Raw genomic sequence first — 17,847 nt, forward strand, 5'->3', positions numbered from 1 at the left:
AACCATTGTATCAAACAAAAAACGAGTAGGAAAGAAAAGGCTTTTCTTCCACTACTCGTTGTGTAAAACTTTTGTTTGTATTATTTAGTTATCCACAAGTTTTGTTATAAACGATTCAATATTATACACTTGTTCCTTCAGTTAACTTTAATTTTAAATCCACTAATTTTCCTTGACGATATACTTTTAATAATAATGTATCTCCAATGTCCGTTTCATTGTATAAGTGTTGACGAAGATCGATGGAGTTTTCAATTTTTTGACCGTCCATTTCAACGATAACATCATACTGTTCGATGCCTGCATTATCTGCAGCTGAACCTTGCACTACTTCTGAAACAACGACTCCTGTTGTTACTTCAGCAGGTAATTTTAATGTTTGTTGTTGATAGAATGCTGGTACATCTGTTAAATCTAATAAACCAATACCCATTGTAGGACGTTTTACTTCACCATTACGTTCTAATTCTTCAATAATTGGAATAACTGTATTAATTGGAATAGAGAAGCCTAGTCCCTCAACAGAGGATTCAGCAATTTTCATGGAGTTAATTCCAACTAGTTCTCCAGCTATATTAATTAAGGCACCACCACTGTTACCTGGATTAATCGCTGCATCCGTTTGTAAAACTTCTGTTTCCCAATCTTCATATCCATCTGAGTTTAAATCAACAGGAACGGAACGATCTTTACCAGAAATAACACCCGTTGTGACTGAACCATAAAAATCTAAACCTAATGGGTTCCCAATTGCAATAACAGTTTCCCCTTGTTTTAATACATCTGAGTCACCGAATTTAGCTACTGTTTTTACGTTTTTATTGGAAATTGAAACAACTGCTAAATCTGTCCAAATATCACTACCTACTAACGTTGCCTTCTCTTTTGTACCATCAGCTAACGTTACTTCAAGCTGTTTTGCTCCTTCTACTACGTGGTAATTCGTAATGACATATGCTTTATCACCTTCTGATTTATAGATGACACCCGAACCACTACCAGCTTCTTGTTCTGTCGCTTTTTGATTCCAGAAATCAGTTACTTCTTGAATATTTGTTATTCCTACAACTGCATCAGAAACAGATTCTACTGCCGATGTTATATCTGTTGTTACCTCTGTTGCAGTTTGAGTAACAGTTGATTCTGAAGTAGTTTGGTTGTTGTTTTCGTTCCCTGGAAGTTGATCTGCCATGGACGGCACAAGTAACCAAATAAGTAATGCACCGACGATAATCCCCGCCAGTCCGCTAATAAAATAACCTGCTTTGCTACCAGCCTTTTTATTTGCTCTTCTTCTATTTTCCTCTTCCTGTTCTCTTTTGAGTCGTTCTTGAAGGGGTGAGTAATTTAAATCATTTTGTTCTTGTTGATTTTTTTCTTCATCATTATTGTAGTTCATTCATTCTCAATCCTTTCGTTCTCTTGTTGTCATTATGATACAATTCAAACATTAAAATTACATGAAAATGAAATAAAACAAAATTAAAAAAGAAGATACGACTTTTTTGTCATACCTTCCTGATGAAAAAGATTATACAGTCACAAGCAATGTCGGTTCTTCTGCATCTGTATCATGTAAATGTACATATTCGCCAGCAATAATACCACACGATTGCAATGTTTGTGTAACGCTCATTCGCGCTAAATCTTTCATATTATTATCTTTACTTAAATGGGATAAATAAATTTGTGTCGGTTTTTCAAAAACGACTTCACTCATAGCAACGGCAGCATCTTCATTCGATACATGTCCAACATCGCTTAAAATTCGACGTTTTATAGACCAAGGATAACGTCCCATTTGAAGCATTCCAATGTCATGGTTACTTTCAAACACAAAGGAATCCGCCCCTCTTATAATCCCTTTCATCCGATCACTGACATAACCTGTATCTGTGATTAACACTAGTTTTCGATTATTTTCATGAAAAACATAAAACATCGGATCTGCAGCATCGTGGGAAACTGCAAAGGATTCTATATCGATTGAACCAAAGGATTTAACCGTTTCCATATCGAACACAAATCGTTGATCAAGTGGAATTGTACCTACATGCCCATCCATCGCTTGCCATGTTTTTTCATTAGCATAAATCGGTACGTTATATTTTCGAGCTACAACTCCTAAACCTTTAATATGGTCGCTGTGTTCATGTGTTACTAAAATACCCGATAAATTTTTCATATCACGATCAATTTTAGCAAACAGTTGCTCCATCTTTTTGCCACTTAAACCGGCATCGACTAAAAATGCATGTTCATCATTTTCAACATAAATTGCATTTCCAGTACTCCCACTTGCCAAAACACTAAACCGCATATGATAATTACTCCCTACTTTTTTCTATATCTGTTGTTTCATTTCCTAGCTTTGATTCATTTGTAACACCCTCGTCAATCGTATCTTCTACTTCTCCTACTTTTGAAGCGTCGAGCTTTACTTCGATGCCATCTACGGCATTAACAAAATATTTTTCTTCTTCATTATCGGAAGTTTGCACTCGAACTTCCCATGTCGGAACAAATACTTGCTTTTGAGTAAGGGGAACTAATGTAGAATATCCTAACCTCATTTCTGTAATAGTAGAATTAGCATTTATAAGACCTTGAGCGTAAAGGGTATAGATTGCTTGTATTGGTTTTAAAATTTTCTTTTCTTCATCATAAGCTTCTATTGTTTCTAATAAAGTTTGTTCATACATGATGACTTCATTATTTTCATTCCAATAAACCGTAACTAATCCACTCTCATTATAGATCGTTCGATTATTAACTTGTTGATAGAAGGTAGCCTTGTTATTCTCATAATCTATATCCCATAACCTATAGGAAGATCCTTCGTAAACATTCAATTTTAAAAAATCATTAAAAGCAACTTCATTTTCTAAATTTGAAATTTTAACTGGCTCTTTTAATGTTACTACGAGCTTGTTTTTATCTTCAAATGAAATGTTTTCAGCATTTTGAATATCAACATTATCTTCTTCAAAATCTTTTACTTTACCCGAAATATAACTAGCACTTTCAATGTTATTAGGCAATACCCTATATGTTATATTATCATCTTTTAGACGGGCTTCAATATCGTTCTCTACTAATCCTCCTAATGCTTCCATTTGTTGTTTTTCCGCATGTCGGTTTAAGTAAAGGGAATATAATAAGACATCTAAAATAAGAAATACGACGATGAATATAGATTTTGATTTACTCCAATCCATATTCAGCCCCTCCCATTGTTTCCATCGTTAAACGTGTCCAACTACCATCTTTGTTGATTGTAAACCAACTAGGTATAAGCGTATAGACAAAGTTATAGTTTTTCTCTTCCTGTGATAAATAGTAACCTAAAACAATTTCATTAATATCTTCTATACTTGGAAGTGCTTCTGCTACTTCCACTCCAGAAGGTAATTGTTGATTCGATATATCAAATGGCGTATCCAGTATAAAAGAAGGTCTTTTATACTGGAATATTTGATTATCTCCCCAAGTAGTTACAATTCGAGTGGAAGTTACTTGACTAAATACAGGAAGATCGTGGGCGAACAGCTGGTACTCTGTTACATGCTTTAGAACATTGCTATAAACATATCGGTAGTCCCCTGTTAAACCTCCATGGTCATTAACAAAATCAAAACTATTTTGGAATAAAACAGATGGTTTCATTTCACCAATACTTTCTGAAGCCGGATAAACGAAATTAATCGTTCTTGTGCTAGCATCAGAAGTCATAGCAGCCATACCGTCCGTATATTTAGTTGATGTGTTACTTTCTATATTTTTTTGAACAATGTTCGAGTCTTTAAATAATATATTTTTAAATTTATCAGGAGACACTTGATTGATAGAATAAGTAAATTTCGGTATTTCTACTTTTTCCGTTGGTACGTATAAAGAGAAATTATTCGTTCTTTCTATTTCCGAATATGGCTCCGTATAATTCACTACTTCCATAAAAGTATTCTCGAAATTATTCTTACTAAGTGCCACATCAGTTCTATAAAGCGTACGGTTTTCTTCACTTATAAATAAAAATTGAATTGAATTCGTTTGACTAAATTCACTCCAATCTATTATTAAATGACTGAAAGTAGTTTCAGGTAAATCATTTTGAGAAAACTCTAAAACGGAAAGAAATGTTTCCATTGGCACTTCATAAGAGAAGAAAAGGGTCATACGATTATCCGTATGAATTGCCGAATTAATCTCCTCTTCAGACAAATTACTTTGCATGAAAATTAAATTCGATGCACTTAAATCAGTCAACGTATTCATGATCCGATCGATTTGAGTAGACTGGATAGTACCGAGTAATTTCCCGTTATCATGAGCTAAAATACGATAAGGTTTAAGTACTTCATGAAGCTCCTTTTGTTGGCCTACAGTAATTTGCTCAACTTGTGAGTCTTTAATGGGTTGATAATCTGGTGTATACGTCCAAATGGAAAAGGTTAATATGAGACTTAAAATGACTAGGAGGAACAAGACAAATGATTTAATTTGTTCTATATGTTTCACTCCCAATCACCCTCCTCATCTAATTCAAATGGCAACGTGAAGAAAATCGTCGTACCTACGCCTTCCTCACTTTCTGCCCAAATTTTACCCCCATGGGCTTCAATCATTTCCTTGGCAATAGCTAATCCTAAACCAGTTCCCCCCATTGCACGGGATCGGGCCCGGTCTACTCGATAGAATCGTTCGAAAATTTTCGTTACATTTTCTTTCGGAATCCCCATACCATCATCCGAGATCATCACTTTTAACATATTTTCTTGGACGGTAAATCCGAATCGAATATTTCCACCATCTGGTGAATATTTCAATGCATTCGAAATAATATTATCAATTACTTGAGTTAATTTATCTGTGTCAATTTCAACAAAATAGGACGTTTCAGGAATGTAACGAAGGAACTTTACATTTTGGGATTTTGACATTTCAAAACGATCAATAATTCGATTGAAGAACTTATTAAATTCCACAAATTCTTTATTTAGTTTATAATCACGGCTATCCATTTTGGATAGATTTAGCAGATCATTTACTAAACGAATCATTCGTTCTGTTTCAGTTTGGGTTACGTTTAAGAAAGTAGGAGCAATATTTTCATCTCTCCATGCACCGTCAGCAAGTGCCTCTAAATAGCTTCGCATTGTCGTTAATGGCGTACGCAACTCGTGGGAAACGTTCGCAACAAACTCTCTTCGTTCCATTTCAATTTTCTCTTGCTCTGTATTATCATGGATAACTGTAATTAATCCGTTCACAAAGCCCGTTTCTTTTTGTATAACGGAGAAATTTGCTCTAAGAATAAATGGTTTTTCTTCCGTACTATAATCTAAATTAATCGATTCCTTCATATGAATTAAATCTTCAAAGCTATATTCTTGGTCGATACCAAGTACAGAAGCAATAGGACGATTTAAAGTTGTTTCACGTGTAACATTTAAAAATTTTAAGGCTGGTTCATTAATTAAAATAACCTTTCCTTTTCGATCTGTTGCAATAACACCATCCGTCATATTCGTTAAAACGGAGGCTAACTTTCTTCGCTCAGCTTCTGTTGTCGATTGGGCTTCTTGCAATCGATTCGTTAAATGGTTAAAGGCAATGGCAAGTTGCCCAATTTCATCGTCCCCATAGACACGAACTTTTCTTGAGTAATTTCCTCTAGACATGGCTAAAGCTTGTCTACGCATATCTAAAATTGGTTTCGTAATCGTTTTTGCGAAGAAAATACCTAATATGACAGTAATTACAAGGGACATGGCTGTACCGACAGCAAAAATTCGATTAATATCACTCATTTGTTCAAATACTTTTTCAATATTTGACTCAATATAAATGGCACCCATCACTTCGCCATCGGGACCAATTGTATTTAATATAGGAGTTGCTAAAACCCAAACCCTTTTTCTTGTCTCTTCATCAAGGGCAATTTCATCTAAATATGTCTCAGCAGAAATTGATTTTGTTACTGTATCCGCATTAAAGCGTTGCCCAACAATCGATTGATTATCAGCATCCGAAGTAGCAAGTACTTTATTACGATTGTCCATAATGATAATTTCGTTAATATCATTCGTTTTAAACTCTTGTAATATGGCATTGAGACTTTGTTCCTTTGTTAAAGTTGTATCATCCCGTTCCCTTAACAACTCTTCACGGATGCTGTATTGAACTAAATCAATTCTTTGTTTAATAGATTCTTGAAAATTCGTTTTCAAATTATCTTCCAATTCTGTTGAAAAATAAATTCCTATAATTTGTAATGCAATAATAATAAGTAATACGTAGATTAAAACGACTTTTACGTGAATCGACTTAAAAAAGCTTACTTTGTGCATCGTATTTACTCCTGCTCAGGATTTCGTAAATAATAACCTACACCACGTCGTGTAACGATCCAGTTTGGATGACTAGGGTTATCCTCTATCTTTTCACGTAAGCGACGTATTGTAACGTCAACAGTTCGAACATCTCCAAAATAATCATATCCCCATACAGTTTGAAGTAAATGTTCCCGTGTCATAACTTGACCGATATGTTTTGCTAAATAATGTAACAGTTCAAATTCACGATGGGTTAATTCGATTGCTTCTCCTCGTTTTAATACAAGGTAAGCATCTGGTTGGATAATTAAAGCACCGACAGTAATATCATTCGTTTCTTCTTTTGATTCCTCTACTTGAGAAGATACTTTTAAACGACGCATATTTGCTTTAACACGGGCAATTAATTCACGCGTACTAAAAGGTTTTGTTACATAATCGTCAGCACCCATTTCCAGACCTAACACTTTATCAATTTCAGAACCTTTTGCTGTTAACATAATAATGGGGAAATCATATTTTTTACGTACTTCTCGACAAACTTCCATTCCATCTCTTTTCGGAAGCATAATATCCAGTAACATTAAATCTGGTTGAGATTCTTCTATTTTCTCTAACGCCTCATCGCCATCGTAGGCGCAAATTACTTGGTATCCTTCTTTAACTAAATTAAATTGCAAAATATCCGCAATCGGTTTTTCATCATCAACAACTAAAATTGTCTTGGTCATTTCATTCTCTCCTTTTCATATATCTATCTATCGTTTTAGTAAATTAAGTTCAAATTTATATTGCATTTATCATCATAAAATTCCTACTAGTCATTACAAAATTAAAATGAAGGAATCGTTATAAGCCCACTTCATATTAACTCACTAGCCTTATGAAAGGTTTCACAACTAGTATAGGTTTTCGGTTTTCTTGTACAGTTTTCCCCGAATAATAAAAATTCAACTTTATATTATTTACTCTATCATGCATTCGTATCAAATGCATAAAGTTATTATACCAAATAAACTGTCATAACGAGTATTAGAAGTATAATTGCGATAAGAAGATATTCTTTAACTTTTAACATCTTTATTTTCCGGGAAATAATTTTCGACAAAATTTGCCTACTGTTTTAAAAAAAAAGACAGTCCTTATAAAGAGGACTGTCTAAAAATAAATGTTAGTTTAAATAATCAAGTGGGTTAACTAGAGATCCATTTTTGTGTACTTCAAAGTGTAAATGAGTACCTGTTGATCTACCTGTTGAACCCATAATTCCAATTACAGAACCTTGGGGAACAACTTGTCCTTCACTTACTTTAATTTCAGATAAGTGTGCATATATTGTTTCATAACCATTATTATGGTCAATGACAACTTTTTGACCGTACGTTCCATCCCAACCAGTAAATGTTACGACACCGTTATCCGATGCAAGGATATTATAGTTTGATGGTCGTGCAATATCGATTCCTCTATGGTAACTTCCCCAACGAGATCCCATCTTACTTGAAATATACCCACCTACTGCTGGCCATTTAAATTCACCTGTACCACGAGAAGAAACAACCTTTGTTCCTTTTATCGTAATACTATCAACAGGTTCAGATAAAACGGTTTCTTTCGTAACGGTTTCCTCCGTTACTTTTCCATTAAGGTGTTTGATTTGATAAGAAACTTCCTTCTCACCATTTTTTCCTTCTTGTTTTACTTCTGTTTCACCTTTAAACATGGATTTGTCTTCTTCAACGACTTCTTTAAACGGAATCTTTTCCACATTTAATTTTTCAATGGTAATTTGCACATTTACTAACGGCTTTTCAACAGTTACGTTAATTCCCTGTCCGATTTGTAATAATACATCCTCTGTTAGACCTGGGTTTAACTCTAGTAATTGAGCCGTTGTTAAATTATGCTTGTTAGCAATCGTACCGATTACGTCACCTTCTTGAACTTTATATACTTCTTTTTCTTTTGAACCAGTTTTTAAATATTCAACTGCTTTTTCAGGAGTTAAAATTTCTGCTGGGTTTACTTCCGTTGCTTCGCCAGAAAGATCTTCTGCTATCGTAATTTCTTTTACCCGTGTTTCATTTTGTTTTAATGCGGGTAATGTATCAAGAGCAGCATTTGCTTCATATTGTTTTAATTGCTCTTCTGTAATATATTCTAGTTTTAATAAGCGAAGAGTTTCTTCATAATCTGCTTGGTCTTTTAAATAAACGACTGGTTGGCCATTTACTTTAAGAGCATAACTCTCTGCTTCAACAATTTGTTCTTCGTTTAGTTTTGATAGAGTAGTAGAATCTTCCGTATCATATGAAAATACTTGTTCAGGTACTAGCGTAACATTAGAACTTATTTCTAAAACAGGATCTTTATAAAGTTCTTTTGCTTCTTGTTTCTTTGTTTCGATCACTTTTTGTACGGATTCTTCATTAGAAACTGCACCAATATATGTATCTCCTACATAAACGTGATAGATTTTTTTCAATGAATCATTATCATTAGCGAAAGCTATATTGAATGAAACGGCTGAAAATAACGCAGTAGCTACCACAACTTTTTTAAATAATTTATTTTTACTAGATTTAAGACTTAGTCTGTGTTGCTTTGTAAAGTCTCTTTTGATGTTCTTATTCGAACTCATAATTAAGCCCCTTCCAAAGACTCCCTCGAAAAAATAGGAGGGTTAATTTTCCACATTAAAATTTTGCACTTCCTTACGATAACATAATCTTTTTTTCGTTTGAACAATTTGAGCCTTTTGTAATGAAAATGTATTATTTGCTCAATTATTGTCATAAAATGAGAAAATTTAACTAATTTAAAAAATAATCATAATAGAACAATTGCATTTTCGTTATTTTTTCTCGAAAAATAATGGATTTTTCTATCTATTATTACTTTTTTCTGTAAACAAGAGACATTTTCCCTTAACCTACCCTAATGTAATTGATAGACAATTTCGAAGTTAATCTACTTATTTCGACATTTAATACTAGTCCATTTATAAAAAACATAGGCAAATATCCTCTTTTGTGTGAAGGTATTTTGTAACAAAAAAAGAACTATGAATGACATACAGCCATTCATAGTTCTTTTTAATTTTTCTATTTAGTCCCAAATAGGATTTACGACATTCGTTTGTTCACGAGCAGGTCCAACTGAAAACGTCATTAAGTTAATTCCTGTTAACTCCACAATACGTTCTACATATTTACGAGCGTTTTCTGGAAGTTCCTCTAACGTACGAACACCTGTAATATCTTCTGTCCAACCTGGAAGTTCTTCATAAACCGGTTCACAAGCTTCAATGACATGTAAACTTGCAGGATACTCAGTAATCACTTCACCGTTATATTTATAAGCAGTACAAATTTTTACCGTTTCTAATCCTGTTAATACATCGATAGAGTTTAATGCTAGATCCGTAATACCACTTACACGACGAGAATGGCGTACTACAACCGAGTCGAACCAACCTACACGGCGAGGTCGGCCAGTAGTTGTACCATATTCACGTCCAACTTCACGGATATGATGTCCCACTTCATCAAATAATTCAGTTGGGAATGGTCCGTCACCTACACGGGAAGTGTACGCTTTACTTACACCAACAACGCGAGAGATATGAGAAGGGCCAATACCAGTACCAGTCGTTACTCCCCCTGCAACAGGATTGGAAGACGTAACAAATGGATATGTTCCATGGTCAACGTCTAACATAACGCCTTGGGCACCTTCAAATAAAATACGGCCACCTTCATCGATTACGTCGTTTAAAACTTTTGAAGTATCTGTTACGTATTTCGCGATTTCTTGTCCGTAGCCATAATACTCTTCGAAAATTTCCTCGAATTTTAAACCTTCCACTTCGTAAAATTTTTCGAACAGACGGTTTTTTAATTCCAAGTTTTCTCTTAGTTTTTGTTCAAAAACTTCACGATCTAGTAAATCCGCGATACGGATCCCAATGCGGGCAATTTTGTCTTGATAACAAGGTCCAATCCCTTTACAAGTCGTTCCGATTTTGTTGTCACCACGAGACGCTTCATCCACTTTATCTTGATAAATGTGGTATGGAAGAATCACTTGAGCACGATTTGAAATACGTAAGTTTGATGTATCAATTCCGCGCTCTTCTAAACCTTTTAATTCAGTTACTAAAGATTTAGGGTTAATAACCATCCCGTTACCCATAACTGAAGTTTTTTCTTTATAAAAAATACCTGATGGAATTAAATGTAATTTATAAGTTTCATCGCCAATTTTGATTGTATGACCTGCGTTATCTCCACCCGAAAAACGAGCAATAATATCTGCTTTCTTAGATAGGAAGTCAGTAATTTTCCCTTTACCTTCATCTCCCCATTGAGTCCCTACAACTACAACTGATGTCATAACCAGCACCTCCGCTAGACGCGAGTGCGTCTTTTCTCCTCTTAACGTGGTTTATAAATATTTTACCCACTATTAAAAATTTCATTTTATCAAACAGAACCATTGTAACAGTGACAACTAGTAGAAGTCAATGGAGAATAAGAAAAAACACGAACAAATAGTAAATTAAATTTACTAATTGTTCGTGTTCTGAAATAGATTGATAGATTTTTGATTAAGCATTAACAGGCATAGGATGTTGGGACCAGTCAATGTTAATAAATTTATTAAACTCTTTTTTAAATGCAAGGGTAACAGTACCGGTAGGACCATTACGTTGTTTTGCAATAATAATTTCAATCATATTTTTGTTTTCGGATTCTTTATCATAATAATCATCACGATACAAGAATGCCACGATATCGGCATCTTGCTCAATACTTCCTGATTCACGAATATCACTCATCATTGGGCGTTTATCTTGACGTTGTTCAACACCACGTGATAACTGAGATAGGGCAATTACAGGAACTTTTAATTCACGAGCAAGAGCTTTTAATGAACGAGATATTTCGGAAACTTCTTGTTGACGGTTTTCGCCACTTCGGCCGCTCCCTTGGATTAATTGTAAGTAATCAATTAAGATCATTCCTAATCCATGTTCTTGAGCAAGTCGACGACATTTTGCACGGATTTCATTAATACGTAAACCAGGTGTATCATCAATATAAATACCAGAGTTCGATAAACTACCCATAGCCATCGTTAATTTGCTCCAGTCATCTGCAGTAAGAGCACCGGTACGTAAAGTTTGTGCATCAATATTTCCTTCTGCACAAAGCAAACGCATCACAAGCTGTTCGGCACCCATCTCCAGTGAGAAGATAGCTACGTTCTCACGGGCTTTGATGGCAACATTTTGAGCAATATTTAATGCAAAGGCTGTTTTACCAACGGATGGACGTGCAGCTACGATAATTAAATCATTTCGTTGGAATCCAGCTGTCATACGGTCTAAATCATTAAAGCCGGTAGGAATACCCGTTACATCTCCGTCACGGAATTGTAGCTGTTCGATATTGTCATAGGTTTGAACAAGCACGTCTTTTACATGCTTAAAGTCACCTGCATTTTTACGATTGGCTACTTCCATAACTTTCTTTTCAGCATCTGCTAAAAGGGCCTCTACTTCATCTTCCCGTGTATAACCATCTTCTACGATTTTTGTAGCAACACGAATTAATCGACGTAAGAGCGCCTTTTCTTCTACAATTTTTGCATAGTAGGCAATGTTTGCAGCAGTTGGAACGGCGTTAGCAAGCTCTGTTAAGTAAGAGAGCCCACCTACATCTTCCAGTTCCTTTTTTACTGAAAGTTCTTCTGTAACTGTAACAACATCTATCGCTTTTCCTTGATCACTTAAATCCAACATCGTTTGGAAGATTTTTTTATGGGCAATACGATAAAAATCATCCGGAATTAAAATTTCCGATGCGGTAATTAAGCTTTGTGGTTCAAGAAATATCGCACCGATAACCGATTGTTCAGCTTCATGGTTATGCGGTGGAACGCGGTCCAAAACGGAATCGTTCATAGACATCTCTCCTTATGCCTCTTCAACCACGTGCACTTTTAATGTTGCTTTTACTTCGTGATGTAGTTTAACTGGTACATTTGTATAACCTAATGAACGAATTCCTTCGCTCTCCATTTTACGTTTATCAATTTTAATACCGTGCGTTTTTTGAAGTGCTTCCGCAATTTGTTTTGTTGAAATGGAACCAAAAAGTCTTCCGCCTTCTCCAGCTTTTGCTTTAATTTCAACTTCCATTTTTTCTAGTTGTTCTTTTAAATTTTTTGCCGCTTCTAATTCAGCTGCAGCATTTTTTTCTTCTAGTTTCTTTTGTCCTTCCAATTGGCTCATTGCTTGTTTAGTCGCTTCTACAGCATAGCCATTTTTAATTAAGAAGTTGTGTGCATATCCATCTGCAACGTTTTTTACTTCCCCTTTTTTCCCTTTACCTTTAACGTCTTTTAGAAATACTACTTTCATTCTTCATTACTCCCTTCCAATGTCTCTATAATTGCATTCCTTAATAGCATGACTGCTTCATCGATCGTTTCTGCATCAATTTGACAAGCGGCATTTGTTAAATGACCGCCACCGCCGAGGTTTTCCATCACTAGCTGAACGTTAATATCGCCTAGCGAGCGCGCGCTAATGCCAATTAAACCATCTGAACGATGGGCAATAACAAAGGATGCCGATACATCTTTCATTGTTAATAAAATATCTGCCGTTTGCGCAATTAAAACCGAATCGTATTGTTTATTTCTTTCTCCGCATGCTACTGCAACACCTGGATGTATAAATTCTACTGTCTGTATAATTTTTGAACGTTCAATATACGTATCGATATCTTCTTTCAATAATTGTTGAACAAGAATCGTGTCTGCACCATATGTTCTTAAATAAGATGCTGCTTCAAAGGTACGAGCTCCTGTACGTAATGTGAAACTTTTTGTATCAACAATAATTCCTGACAAAAGGGAAGTAGCTTCAAGTTTTGTCAGTTTTTCGTCTTCAGGTTGGTACTCTAATAACTCGGTTACTAATTCAGCTGTAGAGGAAGCATATGGTTCCATATATACTAACGTTGGATTTTGAATAAATTCTTCCCCTCGTCTATGGTGATCGATGACAACAACTTTTTCCGAGTTATTTAATAAACGATCATCAATGACGAGACTCGGTTTATGAGTATCTACAACAATGACTAACGATTTCTCTGTCATGGTAGAAAGGGCTTCATCCGGTGTGATGAAATACTTATATAAATCAGAGTTTTCCTCGATTTCATCCATCAAACGGCTAACGCTCCCATTAAGCTCATCGAAATCAAGTACGACAAAACCATCTACTTTATTTTTTTGAGCCATTTTTCGAACACCGATTGCCGCTCCGATTGCATCCATATCAGGATTTTTATGTCCCATCACGAACACTTGATCACTTTCAATGATTAAGTCTTGTAACGCATGGGATATTACGCGTGCCCGCACTCTAGTTCGTTTCTCTACGGGGTTTGTTTTTCCGCCGTAAAATTTAAGTTTTCCGTTAGGATGTTTAATAGCAACTTGGTCACCACCACGACCTAACACTAAATCTAAACTGGATTGAGCTAATTCTCCAAGTTTAATAAGGGACGAGGAGCCAGCTCCAACCCCGATACTTAACGTAAGAGATAAGTTTTTCTGTGCTGTCTTTTCGCGAATGTCATCTAAAATAGAGAACTTTTTCTTCTCTAATTCACTTAAAATCGATTCATTTAAAACAGCTAAAAAACGGTCCGATGATATACGTCTTGCAAATATACCGTGTTCAAAAGCCCAATCATTAATAATCGATGTGACAACCGTATTCGTTAAACTACGTGATTGGTCATCCATTCCTTGCGTTATTTCATCATAATTATCTATAAAAAGAATCGCGATTACTGTGCGATCTGCATAATATTGAGATTGGATCTCTAATTGCTCAGTTACGTCAAAGAAATATAGCAGTCTTTCTTCTTGTTTGTAAACTACTTTATATTTCCGATCTTCAATCGTTACTGTCTGTTCACGTTTTTCATCTGATTTTGTAAGATTGTATAAATCATCGGAGAGAACAAACATCTCTTCGCCGATTAACGTACCATCGTCTACAATTTCAGACATATAAGGGTTCGCCCATTCAATGATAAACTTTTCGTTCACAAGCAATATCCCGATTGGCATTTCAAGAAGGGCTTCCGAACCTACTTTTTTCATTCGGAACGACAGAGATTCTATATGCTTTTCTGTATGCTCAAAGGTAATTTTTTCAAATCGCCACGCATATATTAACCCGATGGTTGTAACTAGTGCATAGACTATTCCTGCCCAAACATGCCAAAAGAGCAATAGAATAGCACCTAATAAGCCAATCATCGTTAGATACATAAGAGGATGTCGAATAATTCGCTTCCTATAAGTATCCATTTTATCAGCTCCCTACTTCTGAATCTTACCTTTGACAAATGACCGAATGTCAAAACCTAAATCGACAATTCCGATTAATACGAAGTAAGAATACAACGGAATTGCCATGATTGTAATTAACACTTTTAAAAAGCTCGGAGAACCGTATGCATCCAAGCAAAAGTGTACAAATGAAATACCTTGTAATGTTAATAGTATCCATAACACTATTGAAAAATTTAAACAAATCACAAAAAGTGCTGTACCTGGTTCAGGCGAAAGGAATAGGTTAATCGATAGTACGATTAAGTAATACCATAATACAGCCCTCGGCAAACGCATATCTTTAAATGCACTAAATTTCGGTACATTCACTCCAAAACGTTTTAACAACGGTAAGTTAATCGTTATAATAATAAAGGCAAAAAGAAAGACACCTAATGTAATCGAAGCAGGGATGACTGTTTCCATCGTTTCAAACATGACATTCATCTTTTCAGCAGTTATTGCTGATTGTTTCCCATTTAAACTTTCAGAAAGGGTCATCGCTTGGGAATAATTTTCCCGCATAAATTCCATGAACCTTTTGATAAAGTCTGTTTCTAACATTTTTATTGAAATAAGATATTCTATAGCAAAAATAATTAGTATTGTTACTCCAGTGGACATCAATAAAAATACTTTACTTCTCTTTAAGCGTAGTGCATCACCCATTACAACGCCAATAGCTGCAAAGATGAGTGAAAAGGGTAAAGCTAATAACCCTCCAAAAAAGAATGGAATTATACATCCTAATACCGCTACTAAAACGGAGGAACTTCGGTCGTATTTTGCACTATACCAAGCTAGTGGAAGTGGTGCGAAAAGCATAGCAATGAGATTAAGAACTGGTACATATATGGCTATTGCAATTAAAATTGTAAATAGCGCGATCATCATTGCTCCATGTGCGAGCCTTTTAGTTTGATTATTCGGCATTTATAACCTTCCTTTTATGAAATCAAATAATCCTGTTCATTCGTATATTGTATCATCTTTTTAGCTATTGGACAAAAATGCAGAAAGACGTTAAAAGTCTTAATATACTAAATTATTCAATAGGCGTCTAACAATTGCCAAATTCATCATATTAATAAAAATTACATATATTCATTACAAAAAAAGTCGACAAAACCAAATTACGATTTTGTCGACTTTTTTGATTATCATCCATTCTTACCTTTGTAAGAATTAAATTTAATCTTATTTATCTTCAGCTACGAATGGAAGAAGTGCCATAATACGAGCACGTTTAATAGCTGATGTTAATTTACGTTGGTATTTTGCACTTGTACCTGTTACGCGACGTGGAAGAATTTTACCACGTTCAGAAATGAACTTTTTAAGTAGATCTACATCTTTGTAGTCGATGTGCGTAATATTGTTAGAAGTGAAGTAACAAACTTTACGGCGTTTGCGGCCTCCGCGACGTTGTGCCATTTCGATATTCCTCCTTTTTTAGTTTTTTGTCTCTATTAGAACGGTAAATCGTCTTCAGAAACTTCAATTGGACCTTTGCTCGACGCAAATGGATCCTCATCTACACGTGTATAATTTTGCTGATTCCCAGAAGGTTGAGCTTGTGGGTATGAAGCAAATGGATCTTGCTCCGCGCTTCCAAATTGTTGATTTGGTTGGCTTGTACTATATGCAGGTTGGTTCCCTCCATATTGTGGTCGCCCTCCGTACTGTTGATTTGGCATACCAGCTCCACCACCAGTGTTTCGCGGTTCTAAAAATTGTACCGAATCCGCTACAACATCTGTTGTGTAAACACGTTTTCCATCTTGACCTTCGAAGCTACCTGTTTGAATACGACCTTCAACACCAATCAAACTTCCTTTTTTCATGAAGTTTGCTAAGTTTTCGGCCTGTTTTCGCCAAGCAATACATCCGATAAAGTCTGCTTCACGTTCACCTTGTTGGTTCGAAAATGTTCTATTTACAGCGATTGTAAAACGAGTCATTGGAACGCCACTCGGTGTGTAGCGAAGCTCTGGATCTTTCGTTAGTCTTCCAACTAATACGACACGGTTTATCACAATTTCAACCTCCTTTTCAGCATTTTAGTTAAAGTTAAATGTTAAAATTATTCTTCTTCACGAACAGCCATGTGACGAATAATGTCTTCGCTAATGTTCGCTAAACGAGTGAACTCGTTAATAGCTTCTGAACCAGCGTTCGCTTTTACGATTTGGTAGTAACCTTCACGGAAGTCGTTGATTTCATAAGCTAAGCGGCGTTTGCCCCACTCTTTAGACTCGATGATTTCAGCGCCATTTGAAGTTAAAACTTCGTTGAAGCGTTCTACTAATGCTTTTTTCGCTTCGTCTTCAATGTTCGGACGAACGATGTACATTATTTCATACTTTTTCATTATTTTGCACCTCCTTATGGACTTGGGCTCTCCTTTATGAAGAGAGCAAGGAGTAAGTATTATATACTCACATCTGAGAATTGTACCACACTTCAAGTGTTCATGCAACAAATATAAATACTTCCAAATTAAGATTTGAACCATTTATAATGGTAGCTAGAGAGGAGAGGTGACATGTCTGAACCAAAAATAATCGAGCTTGATATGAAAGCGATAACGAAAATGAATTTATGGTTAACGATCCTTTTGTGTATCTTATTTTTTATTGGAAATAGTTATATTCATCAACAATTTGAATTTACTTTTACCTTTTTTGACTTTTTTCTTTTTATAATTTACTACATTGCCCTTATTGTCCTTCATGAAATTTTTCATTTGATAGGATTTATGATTTTTGGGAAAGTCCCATTTAAACAGCTAGATTATGGTGTTAATTTAAAACTTGGCATCGCCTATGCTACAACGTCTATTCCTTTGAAAAATAATGCAATGAAAAAAGCGTTATTGTTACCTTTTTGGACAACAGGTGTCATTCCTACACTAATCGGTTTTTACTTTAACTCTTCTATGTTTGTTCTACTAGGAGCTATACTCATAGCTGGGGCAGTAGGTGATTTTTATATGTATAAGGAATTACGTAACTTCCCAAAGGATGCTTTAATAAAAGATGATCCAAAACTTCCAAGACTTTATGTATATAAAGATTAATTAGAGGTGAAC

The 17,847-nt window shown here is 35.2% G+C and carries 16 protein-coding genes; 1 reads left to right on the top strand and 15 read right to left on the bottom strand.

The genetic code is table 11. The features are described from left to right. Positions 1–121: 121 nt before the first annotated feature. The 15 genes from ACH0B5_RS08950 to rpsF all read right to left on the bottom strand — a co-directional run bounded on the left by ACH0B5_RS08950 (position 122) and on the right by rpsF (position 17,127). Positions 122–1,399, bottom strand: a complete 1,278-nt coding sequence (locus ACH0B5_RS08950) for a S1C family serine protease (protein WP_406927738.1) — start codon at positions 1,397–1,399, stop codon at positions 122–124. A 132-nt stretch (positions 1,400–1,531) separates the two neighbouring features. After that, positions 1,532–2,320, bottom strand: a complete 789-nt coding sequence (locus tag ACH0B5_RS08955) for an MBL fold metallo-hydrolase (RefSeq protein WP_122972073.1) — start codon at positions 2,318–2,320, stop codon at positions 1,532–1,534. Positions 2,321–2,327: 7 nt separating this feature from the next. Beyond that, positions 2,328–3,218, bottom strand: a complete 891-nt coding sequence (locus tag ACH0B5_RS08960) for a two-component system regulatory protein YycI (protein ID WP_122972072.1) — start codon at positions 3,216–3,218, stop codon at positions 2,328–2,330. Continuing rightward, complete coding sequence (locus tag ACH0B5_RS08965) at positions 3,205–4,518, bottom strand: YycH family regulatory protein (RefSeq protein ID WP_406927739.1); 1,314 nt, start codon at positions 4,516–4,518, stop codon at positions 3,205–3,207. The genes ACH0B5_RS08960 and ACH0B5_RS08965 overlap by 14 nt, the downstream gene beginning before the upstream one ends. After that, positions 4,515–6,350 carry a cell wall metabolism sensor histidine kinase WalK gene (gene walK / locus ACH0B5_RS08970; RefSeq protein ID WP_341362902.1) on the bottom strand — a complete coding sequence of 612 codons (1,836 nt, stop codon included), beginning with the start codon at positions 6,348–6,350 and terminating at the stop codon, positions 4,515–4,517. Before walK ends, ACH0B5_RS08965 begins: the two co-directional genes overlap by 4 nt. 5 nt (positions 6,351–6,355) lie before the next feature. Next, entirely contained in the window at positions 6,356–7,066 is a 711-nt protein-coding gene (yycF, locus tag ACH0B5_RS08975; RefSeq protein WP_122972069.1) for a response regulator YycF, read from the bottom strand. Between the two features lie 440 nt (positions 7,067–7,506). Beyond that, positions 7,507–8,976, bottom strand: coding sequence for a peptidoglycan DD-metalloendopeptidase family protein (locus ACH0B5_RS08980; protein WP_406927740.1), 1,470 nt, complete (start codon positions 8,974–8,976; stop codon positions 7,507–7,509). Between the two features lie 467 nt (positions 8,977–9,443). Beyond that, complete coding sequence (locus ACH0B5_RS08985) at positions 9,444–10,730, bottom strand: adenylosuccinate synthase (protein ID WP_122972067.1); 1,287 nt, start codon at positions 10,728–10,730, stop codon at positions 9,444–9,446. Positions 10,731–10,944: 214 nt separating this feature from the next. Next, the gene (gene dnaB, locus ACH0B5_RS08990; RefSeq protein WP_122972066.1) at positions 10,945–12,303 is read right to left on the bottom strand and encodes a replicative DNA helicase; all 1,359 of its coding nucleotides are present in this window, start codon (positions 12,301–12,303) and stop codon (positions 10,945–10,947) included. 12 nt (positions 12,304–12,315) lie between these two features. After that, on the bottom strand, positions 12,316–12,762 hold the full coding sequence (gene rplI / locus ACH0B5_RS08995; RefSeq protein WP_122972065.1) for a 50S ribosomal protein L9: 447 nt from the start codon (positions 12,760–12,762) through the stop codon (positions 12,316–12,318). Beyond that, positions 12,759–14,732: a DHH family phosphoesterase gene (locus ACH0B5_RS09000; RefSeq protein WP_406927741.1), complete on the bottom strand. Its 1,974-nt coding sequence runs from the start codon at positions 14,730–14,732 to the stop codon at positions 12,759–12,761. Before ACH0B5_RS09000 ends, rplI begins: the two co-directional genes overlap by 4 nt. Before the next feature lie 12 nt (positions 14,733–14,744). Then, entirely contained in the window at positions 14,745–15,689 is a 945-nt protein-coding gene (locus ACH0B5_RS09005) for a YybS family protein (RefSeq protein ID WP_406927742.1), read from the bottom strand. 264 nt (positions 15,690–15,953) lie between these two features. Further along, positions 15,954–16,190 carry a 30S ribosomal protein S18 gene (gene rpsR / locus ACH0B5_RS09010; protein ID WP_122972062.1) on the bottom strand — a complete coding sequence of 79 codons (237 nt, stop codon included), beginning with the start codon at positions 16,188–16,190 and terminating at the stop codon, positions 15,954–15,956. A 35-nt stretch (positions 16,191–16,225) separates the two neighbouring features. After that, on the bottom strand, positions 16,226–16,792 hold the full coding sequence (gene ssb / locus ACH0B5_RS09015) for a single-stranded DNA-binding protein (protein ID WP_122972061.1): 567 nt from the start codon (positions 16,790–16,792) through the stop codon (positions 16,226–16,228). Positions 16,793–16,839: 47 nt separating this feature from the next. Continuing rightward, a complete protein-coding gene (gene rpsF, locus ACH0B5_RS09020; protein ID WP_122972060.1) occupies positions 16,840–17,127 on the bottom strand; it encodes a 30S ribosomal protein S6 in 288 nt (95 codons plus the stop codon). A 174-nt stretch (positions 17,128–17,301) separates the two neighbouring features. Between rpsF and ACH0B5_RS09025 the strand changes: the two genes are divergently transcribed. After that, positions 17,302–17,835, top strand: a complete 534-nt coding sequence (locus tag ACH0B5_RS09025; protein WP_406927743.1) for a DUF3267 domain-containing protein — start codon at positions 17,302–17,304, stop codon at positions 17,833–17,835. Positions 17,836–17,847: the final 12 nt, after the last annotated feature.

The organism is Ureibacillus sp. 179-F W5.1 NHS (assembly GCF_045369345.1).
Classification (GTDB): domain Bacteria; phylum Bacillota; class Bacilli; order Bacillales_A; family Planococcaceae; genus Ureibacillus; species Ureibacillus halotolerans.